The organism is Weissella fangxianensis, from assembly GCF_024718545.1.
In the GTDB taxonomy this organism is placed as follows: domain Bacteria; phylum Bacillota; class Bacilli; order Lactobacillales; family Lactobacillaceae; genus Weissella; species Weissella fangxianensis.
The window spans coordinates 1-14649 of the sequence record NZ_JAMXDB010000040.1 but is presented as its reverse complement, the minus strand read 5'-3'; the positions used below and the strand labels follow the sequence as shown (position 1 = coordinate 14649).

Annotated in this window: 17 protein-coding genes; 3 read left to right on the top strand and 14 right to left on the bottom strand. The window is 36.8% G+C overall.

Annotation, left to right across the window (positions count from 1 at the left end; translation table 11 throughout):
- The first annotated feature begins 3 nt into the window (after nucleotides 1–3).
- Nucleotides 4–96 (top strand): IS3 family transposase, encoded by a 93-nt coding sequence (locus tag NGR58_RS08685; RefSeq protein WP_407077141.1) that lies wholly within the window; start codon nucleotides 4–6, stop codon nucleotides 94–96.
- Nucleotides 97–209: 113 nt separating this feature from the next.
- Here the strand turns inward: NGR58_RS08685 and NGR58_RS08680 are convergent, their stop codons facing one another.
- The 7 genes from NGR58_RS08680 to NGR58_RS08650 form a co-directional block, all read right to left on the bottom strand.
- Nucleotides 210–866 carry a LysM peptidoglycan-binding domain-containing protein gene (locus NGR58_RS08680; protein ID WP_258089131.1) on the bottom strand — a complete coding sequence of 219 codons (657 nt, stop codon included), beginning with the start codon at nucleotides 864–866 and terminating at the stop codon, nucleotides 210–212.
- Nucleotides 867–1314: 448 nt separating this feature from the next.
- On the bottom strand, nucleotides 1315–1656 hold the full coding sequence (locus NGR58_RS08675) for a DUF1831 domain-containing protein (RefSeq protein ID WP_258089130.1): 342 nt from the start codon (nucleotides 1654–1656) through the stop codon (nucleotides 1315–1317).
- A 22-nt stretch (nucleotides 1657–1678) separates the two neighbouring features.
- A complete protein-coding gene (locus NGR58_RS08670; protein ID WP_258089129.1) occupies nucleotides 1679–2374 on the bottom strand; it encodes a 5'-methylthioadenosine/adenosylhomocysteine nucleosidase in 696 nt (231 codons plus the stop codon).
- Between the two features lie 30 nt (nucleotides 2375–2404).
- The gene (locus tag NGR58_RS08665; RefSeq protein WP_258089128.1) at nucleotides 2405–2695 is read right to left on the bottom strand and encodes a hypothetical protein; all 291 of its coding nucleotides are present in this window, start codon (nucleotides 2693–2695) and stop codon (nucleotides 2405–2407) included.
- 12 nt (nucleotides 2696–2707) lie between these two features.
- Nucleotides 2708–3271: an NUDIX hydrolase gene (locus tag NGR58_RS08660; RefSeq protein ID WP_258089127.1), complete on the bottom strand. Its 564-nt coding sequence runs from the start codon at nucleotides 3269–3271 to the stop codon at nucleotides 2708–2710.
- A 22-nt stretch (nucleotides 3272–3293) separates the two neighbouring features.
- Nucleotides 3294–3494, bottom strand: a complete 201-nt coding sequence (locus NGR58_RS08655) for a cold-shock protein (protein ID WP_427916911.1) — start codon at nucleotides 3492–3494, stop codon at nucleotides 3294–3296.
- 27 nt (nucleotides 3495–3521) lie between these two features.
- Nucleotides 3522–3893 (bottom strand): DUF3397 domain-containing protein, encoded by a 372-nt coding sequence (locus tag NGR58_RS08650; RefSeq protein WP_258089125.1) that lies wholly within the window; start codon nucleotides 3891–3893, stop codon nucleotides 3522–3524.
- A gap of 114 nt (nucleotides 3894–4007) precedes the next feature.
- On the opposite strand from NGR58_RS08650, the gene NGR58_RS08645 reads away from it, so the two are divergent.
- Nucleotides 4008–4130 carry a DUF4044 domain-containing protein gene (locus NGR58_RS08645; RefSeq protein ID WP_075270065.1) on the top strand — a complete coding sequence of 41 codons (123 nt, stop codon included), beginning with the start codon at nucleotides 4008–4010 and terminating at the stop codon, nucleotides 4128–4130.
- Nucleotides 4131–4272: 142 nt separating this feature from the next.
- On the opposite strand, the gene NGR58_RS08640 is transcribed toward NGR58_RS08645, so the two are convergent.
- The 6 genes from NGR58_RS08640 to NGR58_RS08615 all read right to left on the bottom strand — a co-directional run bounded on the left by NGR58_RS08640 (nucleotide 4273) and on the right by NGR58_RS08615 (nucleotide 12180).
- A complete protein-coding gene (locus tag NGR58_RS08640; protein ID WP_258089124.1) occupies nucleotides 4273–5394 on the bottom strand; it encodes an ATP-grasp domain-containing protein in 1122 nt (373 codons plus the stop codon).
- 23 nt (nucleotides 5395–5417) lie between these two features.
- Nucleotides 5418–5981 carry a glycoside hydrolase family 73 protein gene (locus NGR58_RS08635; RefSeq protein ID WP_258089123.1) on the bottom strand — a complete coding sequence of 188 codons (564 nt, stop codon included), beginning with the start codon at nucleotides 5979–5981 and terminating at the stop codon, nucleotides 5418–5420.
- A 114-nt stretch (nucleotides 5982–6095) separates the two neighbouring features.
- Entirely contained in the window at nucleotides 6096–7856 is a 1761-nt protein-coding gene (cydC, locus tag NGR58_RS08630; RefSeq protein ID WP_258089122.1) for a thiol reductant ABC exporter subunit CydC, read from the bottom strand.
- A complete protein-coding gene (gene cydD / locus NGR58_RS08625; protein ID WP_258089121.1) occupies nucleotides 7849–9582 on the bottom strand; it encodes a thiol reductant ABC exporter subunit CydD in 1734 nt (577 codons plus the stop codon). The genes cydC and cydD overlap by 8 nt, the downstream gene beginning before the upstream one ends.
- Before the next feature lie 108 nt (nucleotides 9583–9690).
- Nucleotides 9691–10704 carry a cytochrome d ubiquinol oxidase subunit II gene (gene cydB / locus NGR58_RS08620; RefSeq protein WP_258089120.1) on the bottom strand — a complete coding sequence of 338 codons (1014 nt, stop codon included), beginning with the start codon at nucleotides 10702–10704 and terminating at the stop codon, nucleotides 9691–9693.
- 3 nt (nucleotides 10705–10707) lie between these two features.
- Complete coding sequence (locus tag NGR58_RS08615) at nucleotides 10708–12180, bottom strand: cytochrome ubiquinol oxidase subunit I (RefSeq protein WP_258089119.1); 1473 nt, start codon at nucleotides 12178–12180, stop codon at nucleotides 10708–10710.
- A gap of 273 nt (nucleotides 12181–12453) precedes the next feature.
- Between NGR58_RS08615 and NGR58_RS08610 the strand changes: the two genes are divergently transcribed.
- Nucleotides 12454–13386 carry an NAD(P)-dependent oxidoreductase gene (locus tag NGR58_RS08610; RefSeq protein ID WP_258089118.1) on the top strand — a complete coding sequence of 311 codons (933 nt, stop codon included), beginning with the start codon at nucleotides 12454–12456 and terminating at the stop codon, nucleotides 13384–13386.
- A 51-nt stretch (nucleotides 13387–13437) separates the two neighbouring features.
- Here NGR58_RS08610 and NGR58_RS08605 read toward each other — a convergent pair whose 3' ends face one another.
- A complete protein-coding gene (locus NGR58_RS08605; RefSeq protein WP_258089117.1) occupies nucleotides 13438–14289 on the bottom strand; it encodes a helix-turn-helix domain-containing protein in 852 nt (283 codons plus the stop codon).
- Nucleotides 14290–14649: the final 360 nt, after the last annotated feature.

Genomic DNA, 14649 nt, shown 5'->3' with positions numbered 1-14649 from the left:
TATATCTATTACTACAATAATAAACGGATTAAAACAAAACTGGCCGGAAAAACTCCGGTTCAATACCGAAATCTTTCCGACCAGCTAGTTGCTTAAACTTCTCTCCAATTTTTGGGGTTCAGTTCACGTCTGAAAACTAGGGAAAATTCCTAGTCAGACGTAGCCTTTTAAATTTTATGAGTAAATAAAGTAACCTTTAACGGTTCGGCTTACCACCAACCATTAGCGGCACGGAAAGAAATCGCACTGTCAATTGAACCGTAGCGTGAATTTGCATAGTCCAACATACCCTTTGTTTGGTTTTCAACAGAACCTGTACCCCATGATTGGTTAGTTTGACCTAGTCCATGGTATTGACCGTTTGATGCGTTGACATTTCCACCTGATTCAGGCATTACAACTGATTCCCACAATTCTGATGTTCCACCAGCAGCAATAAATTGATCATAAGTTGATCCTGAAGCTGAGCTTGTTGAAGCTGAATTAGAAGTTGTTGATGTCTTTGTTGTTGTAGCAGCACTTGATGCTGGTGCAGCAGCTTGTGAAGGTGCTTGGCTAGCAGCAGGTGCTACTGAAGTTGCAACAGATTGTTGTGTTGTAGCGGCACTTGATGCTGGTGCAACAGCTTGCGTTTGTGCATTACCTGCCTGGTCATCTAACTCAAATTGCTCACCCACAAAAATCATGTTAGAATCTGAGATCTTGTTTACATTCAAAATACGATCAACTGTGGTGTTATGATCTGCGGCGATTGATGATAGGGTGTCCCCTGACTTAACAGTGTATGTATCAGCTGATACATCAGTGGCCATTGCAGCAGTTGCAACACCAGCGACAGTTAATGCAGTAAGTACTTTCTTATTCATGGTAAATTCTTCTCCTTGATATTTGCCTAAACGGCAATTAATCTACTCAATCCACTGCAACGCAGGTATATCACTACGTTGGGGACTGAACCTTTACGACATGTATTAGTTTACCAAGCTCAACCCGATATTCGTTACAAGGATGCGACATTGCGTTACACATGTATCACAAACCAACTTTTTGTTAGAAATTAAACTGTAATATCATCTCTATAAAGGGAGCCAATGACTGGCACAGCAACTTTCTTAAAATACTAATTAACCGGTTAAATAAGAAAATTAAATTTTCTAAAATCCCTAAATTTCTTGCAACATTTATTTTTATTCTAAATAAAGGTTTATTAATTACGACAATGTAACAGCAGTAAAGTTAATTTATTTTCTTTTTATTTACCTATTAAGTAAAAAACAGCTTGGTTTTCAATGACCAAACTGCTTTATAAATATTTTATGCTATTTTGATAATTTCTCGCTCAACTAACTCATTCAAATAAAAACGATATAGTGATACTAAATCTTCATGATGATCATTCTTAAAAATATTCACCGTTGCATTACCACTTGGATTAACCGTTTTTATTTTAATGCCAGTTAATTGTTTGTTCACGACAACTTTTAACTTAATCGCATTATCTAAGCCTTTCTCTGGTTCTAATGACCTTTTCATCACATATGAACCCGCATTTTTTTTCACAAAGCCTGTGTCACCTAATGCGTATTGCTTTAATTGTGGATTGAATTGATAAACAACATCATCTCCAGCCACTACAACAGTTGTTTCAAATGCCATGTTTATGATCCTCCTACTATTATTAAGCCTGTTCTTTAAAGAAATTAATTAGAACTTGTGCAGATTGTTTTCCGGCTTCAATAATAAATTCATCAAAAGTCATACCGGCATCCCCATTTGCGTTATCTGAAATGGCACGAACAACAGCAAAAGGTACATCAAAGTAGCTAGCAACTTGAGCAATTGATGCCCCCTCCATTTCTGCTGATTGAGCCTCAGGAAAGTTTGACAAAATAGTCTGTTTTTGTTCATTACTAGCAATAAATGAATCGCTCGTCACAATTAACCCATTAACTAAACGAGCATCCGTTACTTCTTGGTAGGCTTGTGATAGACCGTTTGCCAAATCCTCATCCGCCTTGAATCGTGCTGGTTGTTGTGGAACTTGCCCATAGACATATCCAAAGGCTCGTGCATCTGCATCTGCATATGCCAACTGGCCAGCAATGACAACATCACCAATTCGTAAGTCAGTCCCCAACGCACCTGCTGACCCTGAATTAATCACTGCATCAACGCCAAAATTAGTAATCAGTAAGGTTGTCGTTAGCGCAGAAGCAACCTTTCCAATTCCCGATTCAACAACAACGACATCAACGTGACCAATTTTTCCGTGATGAAATAACTTACCAGCAATAGTTGTCGTTTTTTCATCGACCATTGCTTCAACCAACGCTGCTTTCTCTTCTGCCATTGCATTTATTACACCATATCGCATTAAAAAATATCTCCTTTATTTTATGATCTACTATAGAAAGAATAAAACTAGGTAAGTAATTACAATCAACACAATCAAAACGATGATTGCCAAGTTTAGACGGTGTCGTAACCTTGCCGTTTTACCATTCTTTGTTAGTTTTCGTGTTTGTGCATCTAATTCATATCGTCCATGGCGCGTTAAACGATGCTCTTCACGTGTCAATAATTCAGGGTCAACTGAACTAGTAGGCTCATCCTCAGACACTGTTTTAACATCCTCTGTACCAACGTTTGAGCGCTGCCGACGAGTTGTTTCTTGTGATTTTTTTTTAAATAACATCGTATTTACCTATTATTGTAAAGTACGCCAATAAAGGTACGCCATATTAGTTTTGGCATCCTCTAATTGTCCATTCTCAAATAATGCCGTTGCTTCTTCATAAGTGACATAAATTAGGTCAATTTTTTCATCATCATCTTGAGGTAATTCTTGACCCACGGCGGATAAATCATTGGCTAAATACAATGTCATATATTCATTTGAAAAACCAATTGAAGAATAAAATCCTGTTATTTTTTCTACATGCTGAGCTTGAAGTCTTGTTTCTTCATTTAATTCACGATTAACCGCATCAAGTGGGTTTTGATCTCGTGTATCGATTTTACCTGCAGGAATTTCTAACGTTAATTTTTGAACTGGGGCACGCCATTGTTTTTCTAGAATCATTTTATTGTCTTTCGTTAATGCTAGAATCGCAATTGCATCGGCATGATAGACAATATCACGTTTTGCCTGGCGACCATCAGGTAACGAAACAGTCTGTTCCGTTGCCCGAATGATGTGTCCCTTATACTTTTCTTCCTCATTTAAGATTGTTTCCTTAAATTCGTTCGTATCTACTGACAAATCTATCATGTCATCAACCTCCCATTAATTATTAGTCCAGTACTTCAACCGCTGCTGCTTGAGGACCACGTACACCTGGAACAACAACTAATTTCACTTCTTGACCAACTGTTAAATCACGTACTTTTGGTGTTTGAATAGCTGAAAAATGGACAAAAACATCATCCTCCCCTTTCAATTCAATAAACCCAAATCCTTTATCTGATTGCCATGTTTTGACATAGCCACTAATTTTTTCCATCTGTTTTACTCCTTATTCTTAAGCACGAGTTATAAAAAAGGCATAGGCGGTAATACCAATTAAAATGACATAACTTGCAAGTGTGCTGATACGCCACCAAATAATCCAAAATCGACGAGTTACAAAATTTTCACGGATAAATCCTTGATATAAGGCCAGAGCAATCCCCCAAACAACAAACATCAAGAACATGGGAAATAACAGCGTGATATGCCAAACTTCAAAGGTGGTGACAGCGATACTCCACCACGCAAAAACAACAGCGATATCTGTAATCTTTATGTTTTTTGGCCAATGATTCTGGAAAAAGACTTGTTTGATAATCCAGAGAACAATTAGCAAAATTAAAGCAATGAAAACAGTAACTGGCCAATTAAATAATGTCAGCATCCTTGCCTCCTTAAATTCATTAATCTATTCATTATACCTTTAATTAATCTCTCTGTGGTACGTTATCCTATTTTTTTGATACAATAGACTAAACAAAAAATTAGAGGTACGGTAATGCAAAAAAATAACAAAAAGAAAAAATCAACAATGCAAAAGGTTATTCAAGGATTTGTCATCTTTATGCTTATTCTATCATTTGCCAGTGTGTTTATTACATTGTTGCAGATTTCTTTTTAATCAACTTAAGACAAAAGTGGTTGAGACAACGTAAATGTCTCAACCACTTTTTGTTTTTAACATATACTAATTAATAGCTGGTAAGTTTTAAGTATCTGCGTATGCCAAACTGTCGCATCATCAATGTAACACCTTGTGCTTTTTAATCGTTAAATTGCCAAACTCCAGCAACGTGCAACTGGTTCAACAGTTGCTCAGAACTTGACCCAACAGCCAGAACATGTCCCATTTGGGGTAATAAACCAGGTAACTGATACATTGAGATTTGCCAATGTGGTTGAATTTGCCAATGTCTATACAATTTATCCGCTTCTTTTTCGGTAATTGGCATATAAACAGCAGATTCTTCAAAAATAACCTCAGCTAATCTTTGACCAGTAACTGCTCTTAAATGTTGCATGGTCACACTAATATTGACAGAAACATCATACAAGACCGTTGTCTTAGACAAGCCAGGAATAACATTACGTAAGTACAACGTGCCATTCTCAGAAACTAAAAATGTCACATCATAGGCTCCGATATAATTCAAAGCGCTACCTAATTTTTCAGTGACATGCTTAATTTCCGTCACAATTTCATCTGAAACATCCCCAACTGTCCACGCTCTTGTTAAACCTTGTTCAGGTGTTTCTACTTGTCGTAATGGATATAGGGTCGTGTCATCATGTGTGCCGCGAACTGCTGTCATGACAAAAGATTTTGTGTTTTCGAGCCAAGGTTCTACTAGCAATGTACCACCATCAATTAATGGTGCAACTAAACCAAGATCCCAATCGCCGCGTAAAATAACTTGATCATCAATATGTTTATGCTTAAAAATAGGCTTTACGATAATTGGATAACCCAATCTGGCCCCTGCTTGTGCAATTTCATCCAATGAACTACCTGTTTCATATGGCAATATATTCAATGATTCATTTTCATAAAACGCTTTTGCTAAGGCATGATCATCAGTGATATCTAGGATTGTCGTTCCTTGTGGCACCGTTTGGTTAGCCAATTTATCTGTAATCTGTGTTGGTAACCATGCTGATGTATAGGTAATCATGTTAGATAGTGCCACGAAACTTTCAATTTCGTCATCATTATCCTTATCCCCCAAGAAACGATAGTCAGCACCCTTTAATACTGCAGATTCAGCCGTACTGCTATACGCCGCAACTTGGTAGCCCATATTATGAGCTGCTTGTGCCAAGTAACGACTAGTAATGCCTTCACCAATTATACCAATAGTTTTGCCCGGTAAAATTTCATAACTCATGTTCTCACCCTTTTCATCCATTTCTATTTATCATCATACTTATCCAAATGATAAGTTTCAATCATATGAATTATTTTATCCGCATAAGTAGGGTCTGTTGCGTAACCCCCAGTTACTAACCCATTTGCTGCCGTTTTATAATCTTTGGCTTGAATGACTGTTGCATATCGTTGTGGATTGTCTGACGTACCGTTGACGAGTAACTGAGCATGCGCTGCCATTGAATCCTGCCAGCTGTTATAAACACGAAAAGAATCATTAATAGTGATCCACTGATTATTTTCATATTCCTTGGTTGCAAGCGTCACACTTGGCTGTTCTGCCGAAGACTTTACACCAAAAAAATTATTATACTTAGATGATAACTCAGATTGACCCCAATTTGATTCTAAAGCAGCCTGAGCAATACTAATAGATGATAGTAGCCCATATTGTTTTTCCAGCTTTTGCGCCTCAGGGGCAATTTTTTTAATAAATGCTTCGCGATAAACCGGCACCTGCGCCACCTCTTCTGTTGGTTTTTCCTTATGCAATTGCTGCCAATGTATATCTGTTTGCCAAAAACCTAGTCCTAGTAAAATAATCACACATACAAATACTCGACCTCGGTGTAATTGACCTTTTTCAACAAAGAAAGTCCTTATGAAACTTTTCTTTTTTTTCGTATGCCTTTTCTTTGTCTTAACCAGAAAATCACCCTCTTATATATCAGTTAAACTACCATGATCCATTTGTAATAACTTTTTAAATCTTGGTTCTGTCGTCATCAATTGTTCAGGCGCACCCTGCATCGATATTTTTTTATTTTCGATAAAAATGACATCATTAACAAATTCAATACCAGTTAGATGATGGGTTACCCAAATAATAGTCCGATCAGAAAGTGCGTCAAAAATAGTCTTTAATACATTTAACTCAGTAATCGGATCTAGAGCAACAGTTGGTTCATCAAGCACAACGATCGGCGTATCTTGTAACAGCACCCGTGCTAATGCGAAACGCTGCTGTTCACCACCAGAAAAACGATTTCCCATCTCGGTCATTGGCGTTTCCAATCCTTCTGGTAAACTACCGACCAAATCAGCTAAAGCAACTTGTTTTAACACATACCATAATTCTTCATCAGTTGCCGCTAAGTTTCCTAAGCGTAAATTATTAGCAACCGAACTGGCAAATAGATGTGGTTGTTGATCCAAAACTGAAATAATAGATGAACGTTGTTGTTGCAATGTATTAATATTCTGATCATTAATCGTAATTGCACCACTATTAGGTTGTTCATCACCTAATAATAACTTTAAAAGCGTCGTTTTTCCAGCACCAGATTGACCCAAAATAGCTAGCTTTTCACCATTTTTTATTGTTAGATTGAGATTTTCTAGAACCAAGCTATTGTCATTATACCCAAAATTAACTTGATTAAACTTAACATCTGGTTCTTTAATTTTTTCAGTTGATTGTTCACTTGTTTGCTGCCATTCATTTTTTGATTCAGCAGCCATATTATTTAATCTTTCAATAGAATCCTGGTATCGTGGCCATTCACCAATTCCTGTACTAATAGATGTTAAAGCATCCTCCGCTGGAAAAATAGCTAACACAAAGGCGGCAATCCAGTTAACGGCAAAGCTGTCATCACCGAATTGACGAGTAGCAAAAACTAGCAAAATAACTGCAGTTGCGCCAATAATCAAGGCACTGAACATGTCACGCCACCAATTAAAATGAGCTTGCTTTGACTTAATTTTATTAATGCCATCAAAATCATTTTGTTGGCGATCAAACAATTCTTGCGTTCGACCAGCTAAAACCCAGTCTTGTAATCCCATTACCGAATCAGTTAAATCAGTATATAACTGACCCTCCAATTGTTGTTGCTTAAAATCACGGGCACCATTAACTGCCAAAGTAACCATGGGTGCAACAATTGTCGTCATACCTAACACAAGCAAGATAGCCAACGCAAATCCCCAATTAAAGACACCAACACCAATCGCAATTAGTAGATAAACTACCAGGCCGATGACGGTCGGAAATAAAGTCCGTAGATAAAAGTTTTCTATCTTAAACAAGTCATTATCGAGAACATTTAAAACTTCTCCAGTTTGTGATTTTGCATACACAGATTTTGTACCAGCTTCCACCAGTTCATATAGACGTCGGCGGAATACTGAAACAATCTTTAATACCCAATTATGTGAAACCAGGCGTTCAGCATAACGAAAACTTGGCCGTCCAATACCAAACGCACGTGTTAACACAATTGGCACATAAACCATTAAAATATTTTCAGGGATTTGTGCCGATCTTGAAATCAAGAAGCCTGAAGTAAACATCAAAGCTGCTCCAGAAAAAGTAGTCATAAAGCCTAAAAAGATAATTAAAGCAAGTAGCTTTTTATATGACTTTAGATATGGAAATACCCAAGTATCTTTTTTTATTAATTCAAACATTTTATGCATTTTTGTCACCTCGCATTGCTGATTGCAAACTTACAAAGTAACCATTATGCGACTTCAAGTCTGCTAACGTTCCCTGCTCAACAATCTCACCTTCACGCATAACAATAATCCAGTCCATCTCAGTTAACCAATGTAATCGGTGTGTCGCAAAAATAACCAACCTTTGTTCGAATAATGGAATCATCGTCTCTTTCAATCGAACTTCTGTTTCAATATCTAGATGGGCAGTTGGTTCATCCAATAATAGCACCCGGCGATCCTGATCTAACAAAATTCTTGCCAAACCAATTCGTTGTGCTTGACCACCAGAGGTCTTCATTGCCCCTTCACCAATTAATGTATCTAGTCCGCTTGACAAACTATCATACCATTCGCCTAATCCAACCGTATGCAGGGCTTTAATTAGCTCATCATCATTTTTGTCAGGAGAATAAAACGATAAATTACCGCGTAACGTATCATGGAAAATATATGGTTTTTGTGGCAACACTTGTAATTGATTTTGCCAATCTTTTTGTTGTAAATGAGGAATACTTTGGTCATTTAACCGTACTTCACCATCACCAATTATAAAACCGCCTAATAAATTCAAGAGCGTTGATTTACCAGACCCAGAAGTCCCGACAATGGCAACTCGTTGATGCCCTTTAAAGGATAAGTCAATATTTTTCAAAGCCGGCTCAGTTGCTTCAGGATATTGATAGTTAACACCCTGAAGTTGTAAGGTATCGTCAGCTTGCCATTGTTGTTGCTCACTATGATAAACATCTGTATCATCAGCAAGATCTTTATCAAGTAAGTCCATAATATCCGCAAATGAATTTTTACCATTAAGTGTTGCATGATAATCGTTAGCAAAATTTCGAATTGGTAAAAAGTATTCTGGCGCTAAAACTAGAATTGTTAACGCTGGTAATAATGGCATCGTACCGTTCATTAGTCCTAATCCCAAAAAGAGCGCAACAATAGCAATCGACAATGTTGTAAAGAAATCCAAGGCAAAAGTTGATAAAATCGCAATTTTCAAGGTGCTCATCGTTGCTTTACGATGTTCTTCTGACACATCATAGATGTTATTAGCATATTGCTTGGCTAATCCAAGTTGCTTCAATGTAGTCAAACCACGTAATGAGTCCACAAAATGGTTAGATAGTCTATTAAACGTATCATATTCACGATCCGCCTTAGCCTGGGCTGCATAACCTAAAACGATCATAAATAAGACAATCACTGGATAAATTATAAATAGGAAAACAGCTTGTTTCCAATTTATTGTAAAAATGTATGCCAAAATCACCCATGGGATGATCATCATATCAAATAGTTTAATCAAAACTAAGGTAAAATAGTCATGTACTTGATCAATACCCTCAACAGCTAGCGAAACTGATTTCCCAGTACCTAAATCAGAAATAACACTGGGTCCTAATTTTGCATATTTTTGGGTTAATTTACTTTGCAACATCCCCGTTGTTTTACCAGCAAATGGTTCCAAGGCATATTCTTTAAACACCCCCATCAATTGCCGTAAAAAATATGAGCCAATAAATATTAAAACAACCCAAAACACCGACTTTAGTGGATGTTGTTGCCAAAGTCTGGTCAATGCAACACTAATGGCACGTCCTTGTCCAATAATAGCAAGGGATTGAATAAAGGTCAGGATACACAACACACCCAACGCTTTCCGTGCTCCGGAAAACTTAAATAATCGTTTATCTAACATAAAAATAATTCCTTTCACTTCAAGAATAAAGCAAATATGTATAAAAAGGTTGGGACAAATATTGTTCCAACCTTTTTGAACCTGTTAATCGCTAAAGCTAACAAGTACTTAATATGAAATCTTCTCAACCCGAACACGATCACGGAAAACGTAAAAACTCCAGATTTGATATGCCAACACAATTGGCAAAGCTGTTAATGAAATAATTGTCATCCATTTTAGTGTATACGGCGTTGAAGTCGCATTCTTTAGTAATAGTGACATACCTGATTCATTTCCAACAATGACACGTGGGAACAATCCTGTAAACAACAATGCCACAACTAAAATAATGACCAATCCTAAAGCAATAAATGCCCAAGTATTTTGTCTTTTAAGTGTGACTGTCCAAGCAACTAGTGTTAATACCACAATCGCTGCAAGCATAATAACTGTTATCAATGGCTTTTCCGTAAAGAAATCAGTAAAGGCAAATAACGTCACCGCAAATGCGACTTCACCAACCAAAAGTACTGGATATAGTACTCGCAATTGCTTTTGAATACGATTATGCAGTGAACCATCCGTAATCTTCAAACGTGCGTAATTTAGACCATGCACGTATGAAAGTAATGACATGGCAACACCACCAACAATTGAGAAAATATTAAAGTAATCCCAGAAATTAGCTGACATATCACCATTAGCGTTCAAAGGCATTCCTTGAACAACATCAGTAAATAACACACCAAATAGGAATGGTACTAACATTGATGTAACTGATGAAATAGCCGTCCATAGATTACGGTATTTGGCCGTTTTCATTTGTTCACGGAATTCAAAAGAAACGCCACGATAAATCAATCCAATCAAAATCGCAAATAGAATCAAATAGAAACCTGAGAATAAAGATGCATACCAGAATGGCATAGCGGCAAACATTGCTCCACCGGCTGTAATTAACCAAACTTCATTACCGTCCCAGTGTGGACCAATTGAACGAATCAACGCATCTTCTTCTTCTTCATTTTTAGCTAGTGTCTTTAATGACATACCAATTCCAAAGTCAAACCCTTCAAGAAAGAAGAACCCTGAAAATAGCACAGCAATTAAAACGAACCATAAAATTTGATATCCTGTCATCGATTAGGCCTCCTTTCCATTTTCAAAGGCTTTAGGTGAAAATGGATCGACATCTTCTTCAGTGTCAGTTTCATCAACTGATTCTGGGCCAGCAATCATCACACGACGTGATAACATGACCATGATTAGTCCTAATACTGTGAAAGTTGCAAAATACAAAATGTTTGATGTTAGCAATGATGCCGCAGAAACGTTTGGTGATACAGCATCAGCCATCGTTAGCACACCATAAACAACCCATGGTGCACGACCTAGTTCAGTAATTAACCAACCTGAAGTAATTGCCACAAATGGCAAGTACGTTGCAATTCCAAATATCCAAAGAGCCCACTTATACTTTGAAATATCAATTTTAGACTTCTTACGAGTGAACCAAAGTGCGACTACCGCTAACAACCCAAATGCGCCGGCCGATACCGCCATGATTCGGAAACTATAGTACAGCGTATTGTTTGGTAAGTAATAATTCATATCATGACCAAACTTTACATCGTACTTTTCATGAAGTTCCTTGTTAAGCTCATTCCAACCTTGACTACCACCAGTTAATGAATGGTCACCTAGAATTGACAACATGTAAGGAATATCCAGTGACCACTTCACTTCATTGGTCTTTGGATCAGTATAAGAGATAACAGACCATGGTGCTTGTTCATCATCGCCACCAACATTCTTATCAATACCTTCTGTCGCAGCAAACTTCATTGGTTGATCGTCTTGTAGAGCCAATGAGTGACTATCACCAGTGTAGGCTAATCCGACAACACCAACTAGTGCCACCACTGCAGATACCTGCACTGATTTTTTAAAGAAATTGACTTCATGGTGTGGCTTACGCAATAGTGAAAAGGCAGAAACTCCCATAACCACAAATGATCCTGCCATAAATGTAGCAAAAATAACATGGGGGAATTCAAGCCATAATTGATGATTTTGCAACAATGCCGGGAAATCTACCAAAACAGCTCGATCAAATTTATGATCAACTTCAAAACCAACTGGATTTTGCATAAATGAATTAGCTGCTAAAATCCAAAGGGCTGAGAACGCAGAACCTAGTGTCGTTAACCAAATAAACAATAGATGTAATTTTTTATTAAAACGATCCCATCCAAATGACCATAAGCCCAAGAAAGTTGATTCCAAGAAGAAAGCAACTAAGGCCTCAACAGCCAGTGCTGGACCAAAGATATCACCCACATAACGAGAATATCTTGACCAATTCATACCAAATTGGAACTCTTGGATAATTCCAGTAACAACACCTACCGCAAAACTGAGCATAAAAATCTTACCCCAGAATTTTGTCATTCGTTTATACTGGTCATCCTTTTTTATAACGTACAAAGTTTCCATTACCGATACAATAATACCAAGCCCGATTGACAACGGTACAAAGAAAAAATGAAAAATTGTTGTCATCGCGAACTGGAATCTTGCCAGGTTTAAAATGGAAAGACCTGCTACCAAGTTCATACAACTAACCTCCTACTCAACAGATATGTTTTTAAGCGCAATAAGTGCTCATATAAGTTTAATTGTACCTATTTTATGCGTTTTTTACCACTTTATTAAACGTTTTTTTGCACATTTTTTTGCTAAAATATTATTTATTTGTGAATATTTTCATTAACATTTCAATTGACATAAATCATTAATATTTTGCATCGCTTTCATCGTATTATTAAATGGACGTTTTCCGATATTTCGCTTAAAATAAATTAAAATGACCCATTTGGAGGAATAGTTATGACAACGAAATTATTGGCACTGTCACCGTTAACCGATGAAAATATAGAAACATTAAAAAAATATCACATTACGGTTGTTACACCAGAAACACTGGTTGCCGACGATTATGCTCAGATTGACATTATTTACGGTTGGCGCTCTAAAGTTATCAGTAAAATACTAAAAACTCCCAATCATAAATTAAAATGGATACAATCTTTTTCAGCCGGTGTGGACTTTATGCCTCTGGCCGAGTTAGAAAGGCAACACATTACCCTAACCAACGCCAGTGGGCAAAAGGCAGTGCCAATTGCTGAAAGTGTGATGAGTTATATTTTACACTTTGCTCGTGGTTTACACGTTTATCAAACACAGAACCATTGGGAACCCTTTGAAAGACAATTTACGTTGAAAGAATTGCCAGTTATTATATTTGGTACCGGACGTATTGGACAACAAATTGCTACCTATTTACAAGCATTCGGTACTACAGTATACGGGGTCAATACAACAGGCCACTCCGTCGATGGTTTTAAAGAAACTTTTGCTATCAATGATTTAAAACAAATGCCAGATCATATCGCTATCGTTATTAACGCCTTACCTAGTACTACCACGACAAATAATTTCTTTAATAAAACACAACTCGGGTTATTTAAAGAATTATTCCTATTCATTAATATCGGTCGCGGTTCAACGGTCAATGAACAGGATTTATTGGCTAAACTTAATGACGGTAGTATTCAACACGCTGCTTTAGATGTAACTAAAGTAGAACCAATTCCAAATGACTCACAGTTGTGGCATCAGGATAACTTGTTATTAACACAACACTCAACTTGGGCGGGAGAATCAGACTCGCTATTTAATATATTCATGAAAAATTTACCAGACTTTCTGGCTGGTCAACCACTATCTTACAACGTAGTCGATTATAAACGCGGTTATTAGTATAAAACACCTATCACGATAGTTTAGTAAACTATTCTGATAGGTGTTTTATTAATTTATTTCAAGATTTTCTAGATACTGTTTAACATCATCTTGTAGATTAATATCTTTAGAAAACTCCGCAGCTGCATACATGAGCATTTTAGCCTCTGATTTTTCTTTCAATAAAGATAACTGTTCACAGCACTTTACTCGTAGTTTTTGTAGTTTGACAATCTGATGAAAATGTTCACTCGTTGGTAAAATTGCCAGTGCCTGTGTAATACGTTCCATTGCTTTTTGCGGATCATCAATCGTTAAATATAATTTACTTTGATGATAATACGTATGTGCGATAACTTTTCCTAGTTCAGCACGCATGGTTGGCCGATAACCTTTGATAATACCACAAGCACGTTCAAAATATTCTGATGCATATACATACTCACCTTGTTTTGCCCACGTTGCCCCCATTTCTGTGTAAATTTCAATTAACAACTCCATTTGATGCTTTTCTGCATCACCAAGTGCTATTTGTAATAATTGCATCGCAACGTTTGTCTGATTTTGAGACAATGCAATGCGAGCTCTTAATAGATTATATTCTGGCAATGCAAACGCTGGTAACCGACGTAGTAAAGTTGAACTCTCTAATCGGTTAGCAGCTTGTTCAAATTGGCCAATATCAATAAAGTAACGAATAACCGTTAACGGTGTTACCGTCAACTCATTAATTTTAGCAACACTGGACACACGTAACTGTAAACGTGCGCAAAGTTGTTGTAAGACGGTGATATTTGAAATTTCGTCAGTACGTTCTATTCGAGATAGCAAGGACTGATGACAGATACCCTCCGCAACATCAGCTTGAGAAATTCCTAATTGTTCGCGACGACGTTTTAAACTACCTTTTAATAATTTCATGTCTTTGATCTCCGAATCAAAAATATATTATTAGCATATATGTTAGTTAAATAATAAACAAGTCTTTTTATATTAGTTTTTGGAGTTAATGATAATTTAAATACATAGTTTATGATATTTTTCATAGGTAGAATCACGCTATACTACTCTTTTATTGCACTTTTAGTTTTAATGTCCTAACAGTGTTACATAAAATAATTAATTTTCACATTTTTAAATATGCTAATTTTCACAGTGAACTGAACCCCGTAAGTTGGAGTAATTTCCAAAACTTACGGGGTTTTACTATGTTTTCAAAAGAAGTACAAATTGAAGCTGTCACAATGTATCTACAAGGTATTCCGCCTTATAAAATACGGA

Excerpts from the sequence above, each read along its gene's own strand:
- NGR58_RS08665 (WP_258089128.1), bottom strand. The coding sequence starts at position 2,695 with ATGTTATTTAAAAAAAAATCACAAGAAACAACTCGTCGGCAGCGCTCA.
- NGR58_RS08615 (WP_258089119.1), bottom strand. The coding sequence starts at position 12,180 with ATGAACTTGGTAGCAGGTCTTTCCATTTTAAACCTGGCAAGATTCCAG.
- NGR58_RS08660 (WP_258089127.1), bottom strand. The coding sequence starts at position 3,271 with ATGATAGATTTGTCAGTAGATACGAACGAATTTAAGGAAACAATCTTA.
- NGR58_RS08605 (WP_258089117.1), bottom strand. The coding sequence starts at position 14,289 with ATGAAATTATTAAAAGGTAGTTTAAAACGTCGTCGCGAACAATTAGGA.
- cydD (WP_258089121.1), bottom strand. The coding sequence starts at position 9,582 with ATGTTAGATAAACGATTATTTAAGTTTTCCGGAGCACGGAAAGCGTTG.
- NGR58_RS08640 (WP_258089124.1), bottom strand. The coding sequence starts at position 5,394 with ATGAGTTATGAAATTTTACCGGGCAAAACTATTGGTATAATTGGTGAA.
- NGR58_RS08650 (WP_258089125.1), bottom strand. The coding sequence starts at position 3,893 with ATGCTGACATTATTTAATTGGCCAGTTACTGTTTTCATTGCTTTAATT.
- NGR58_RS08675 (WP_258089130.1), bottom strand. The coding sequence starts at position 1,656 with ATGGCATTTGAAACAACTGTTGTAGTGGCTGGAGATGATGTTGTTTAT.
- NGR58_RS08670 (WP_258089129.1), bottom strand. The coding sequence starts at position 2,374 with ATGCGATATGGTGTAATAAATGCAATGGCAGAAGAGAAAGCAGCGTTG.
- NGR58_RS08645 (WP_075270065.1), top strand. The coding sequence starts at position 4,008 with ATGCAAAAAAATAACAAAAAGAAAAAATCAACAATGCAAAAGGTTATT.
- NGR58_RS08610 (WP_258089118.1), top strand. The coding sequence starts at position 12,454 with ATGACAACGAAATTATTGGCACTGTCACCGTTAACCGATGAAAATATA.
- NGR58_RS08680 (WP_258089131.1), bottom strand. The coding sequence starts at position 866 with ATGAATAAGAAAGTACTTACTGCATTAACTGTCGCTGGTGTTGCAACT.
- cydC (WP_258089122.1), bottom strand. The coding sequence starts at position 7,856 with ATGCATAAAATGTTTGAATTAATAAAAAAAGATACTTGGGTATTTCCA.
- cydB (WP_258089120.1), bottom strand. The coding sequence starts at position 10,704 with ATGACAGGATATCAAATTTTATGGTTCGTTTTAATTGCTGTGCTATTT.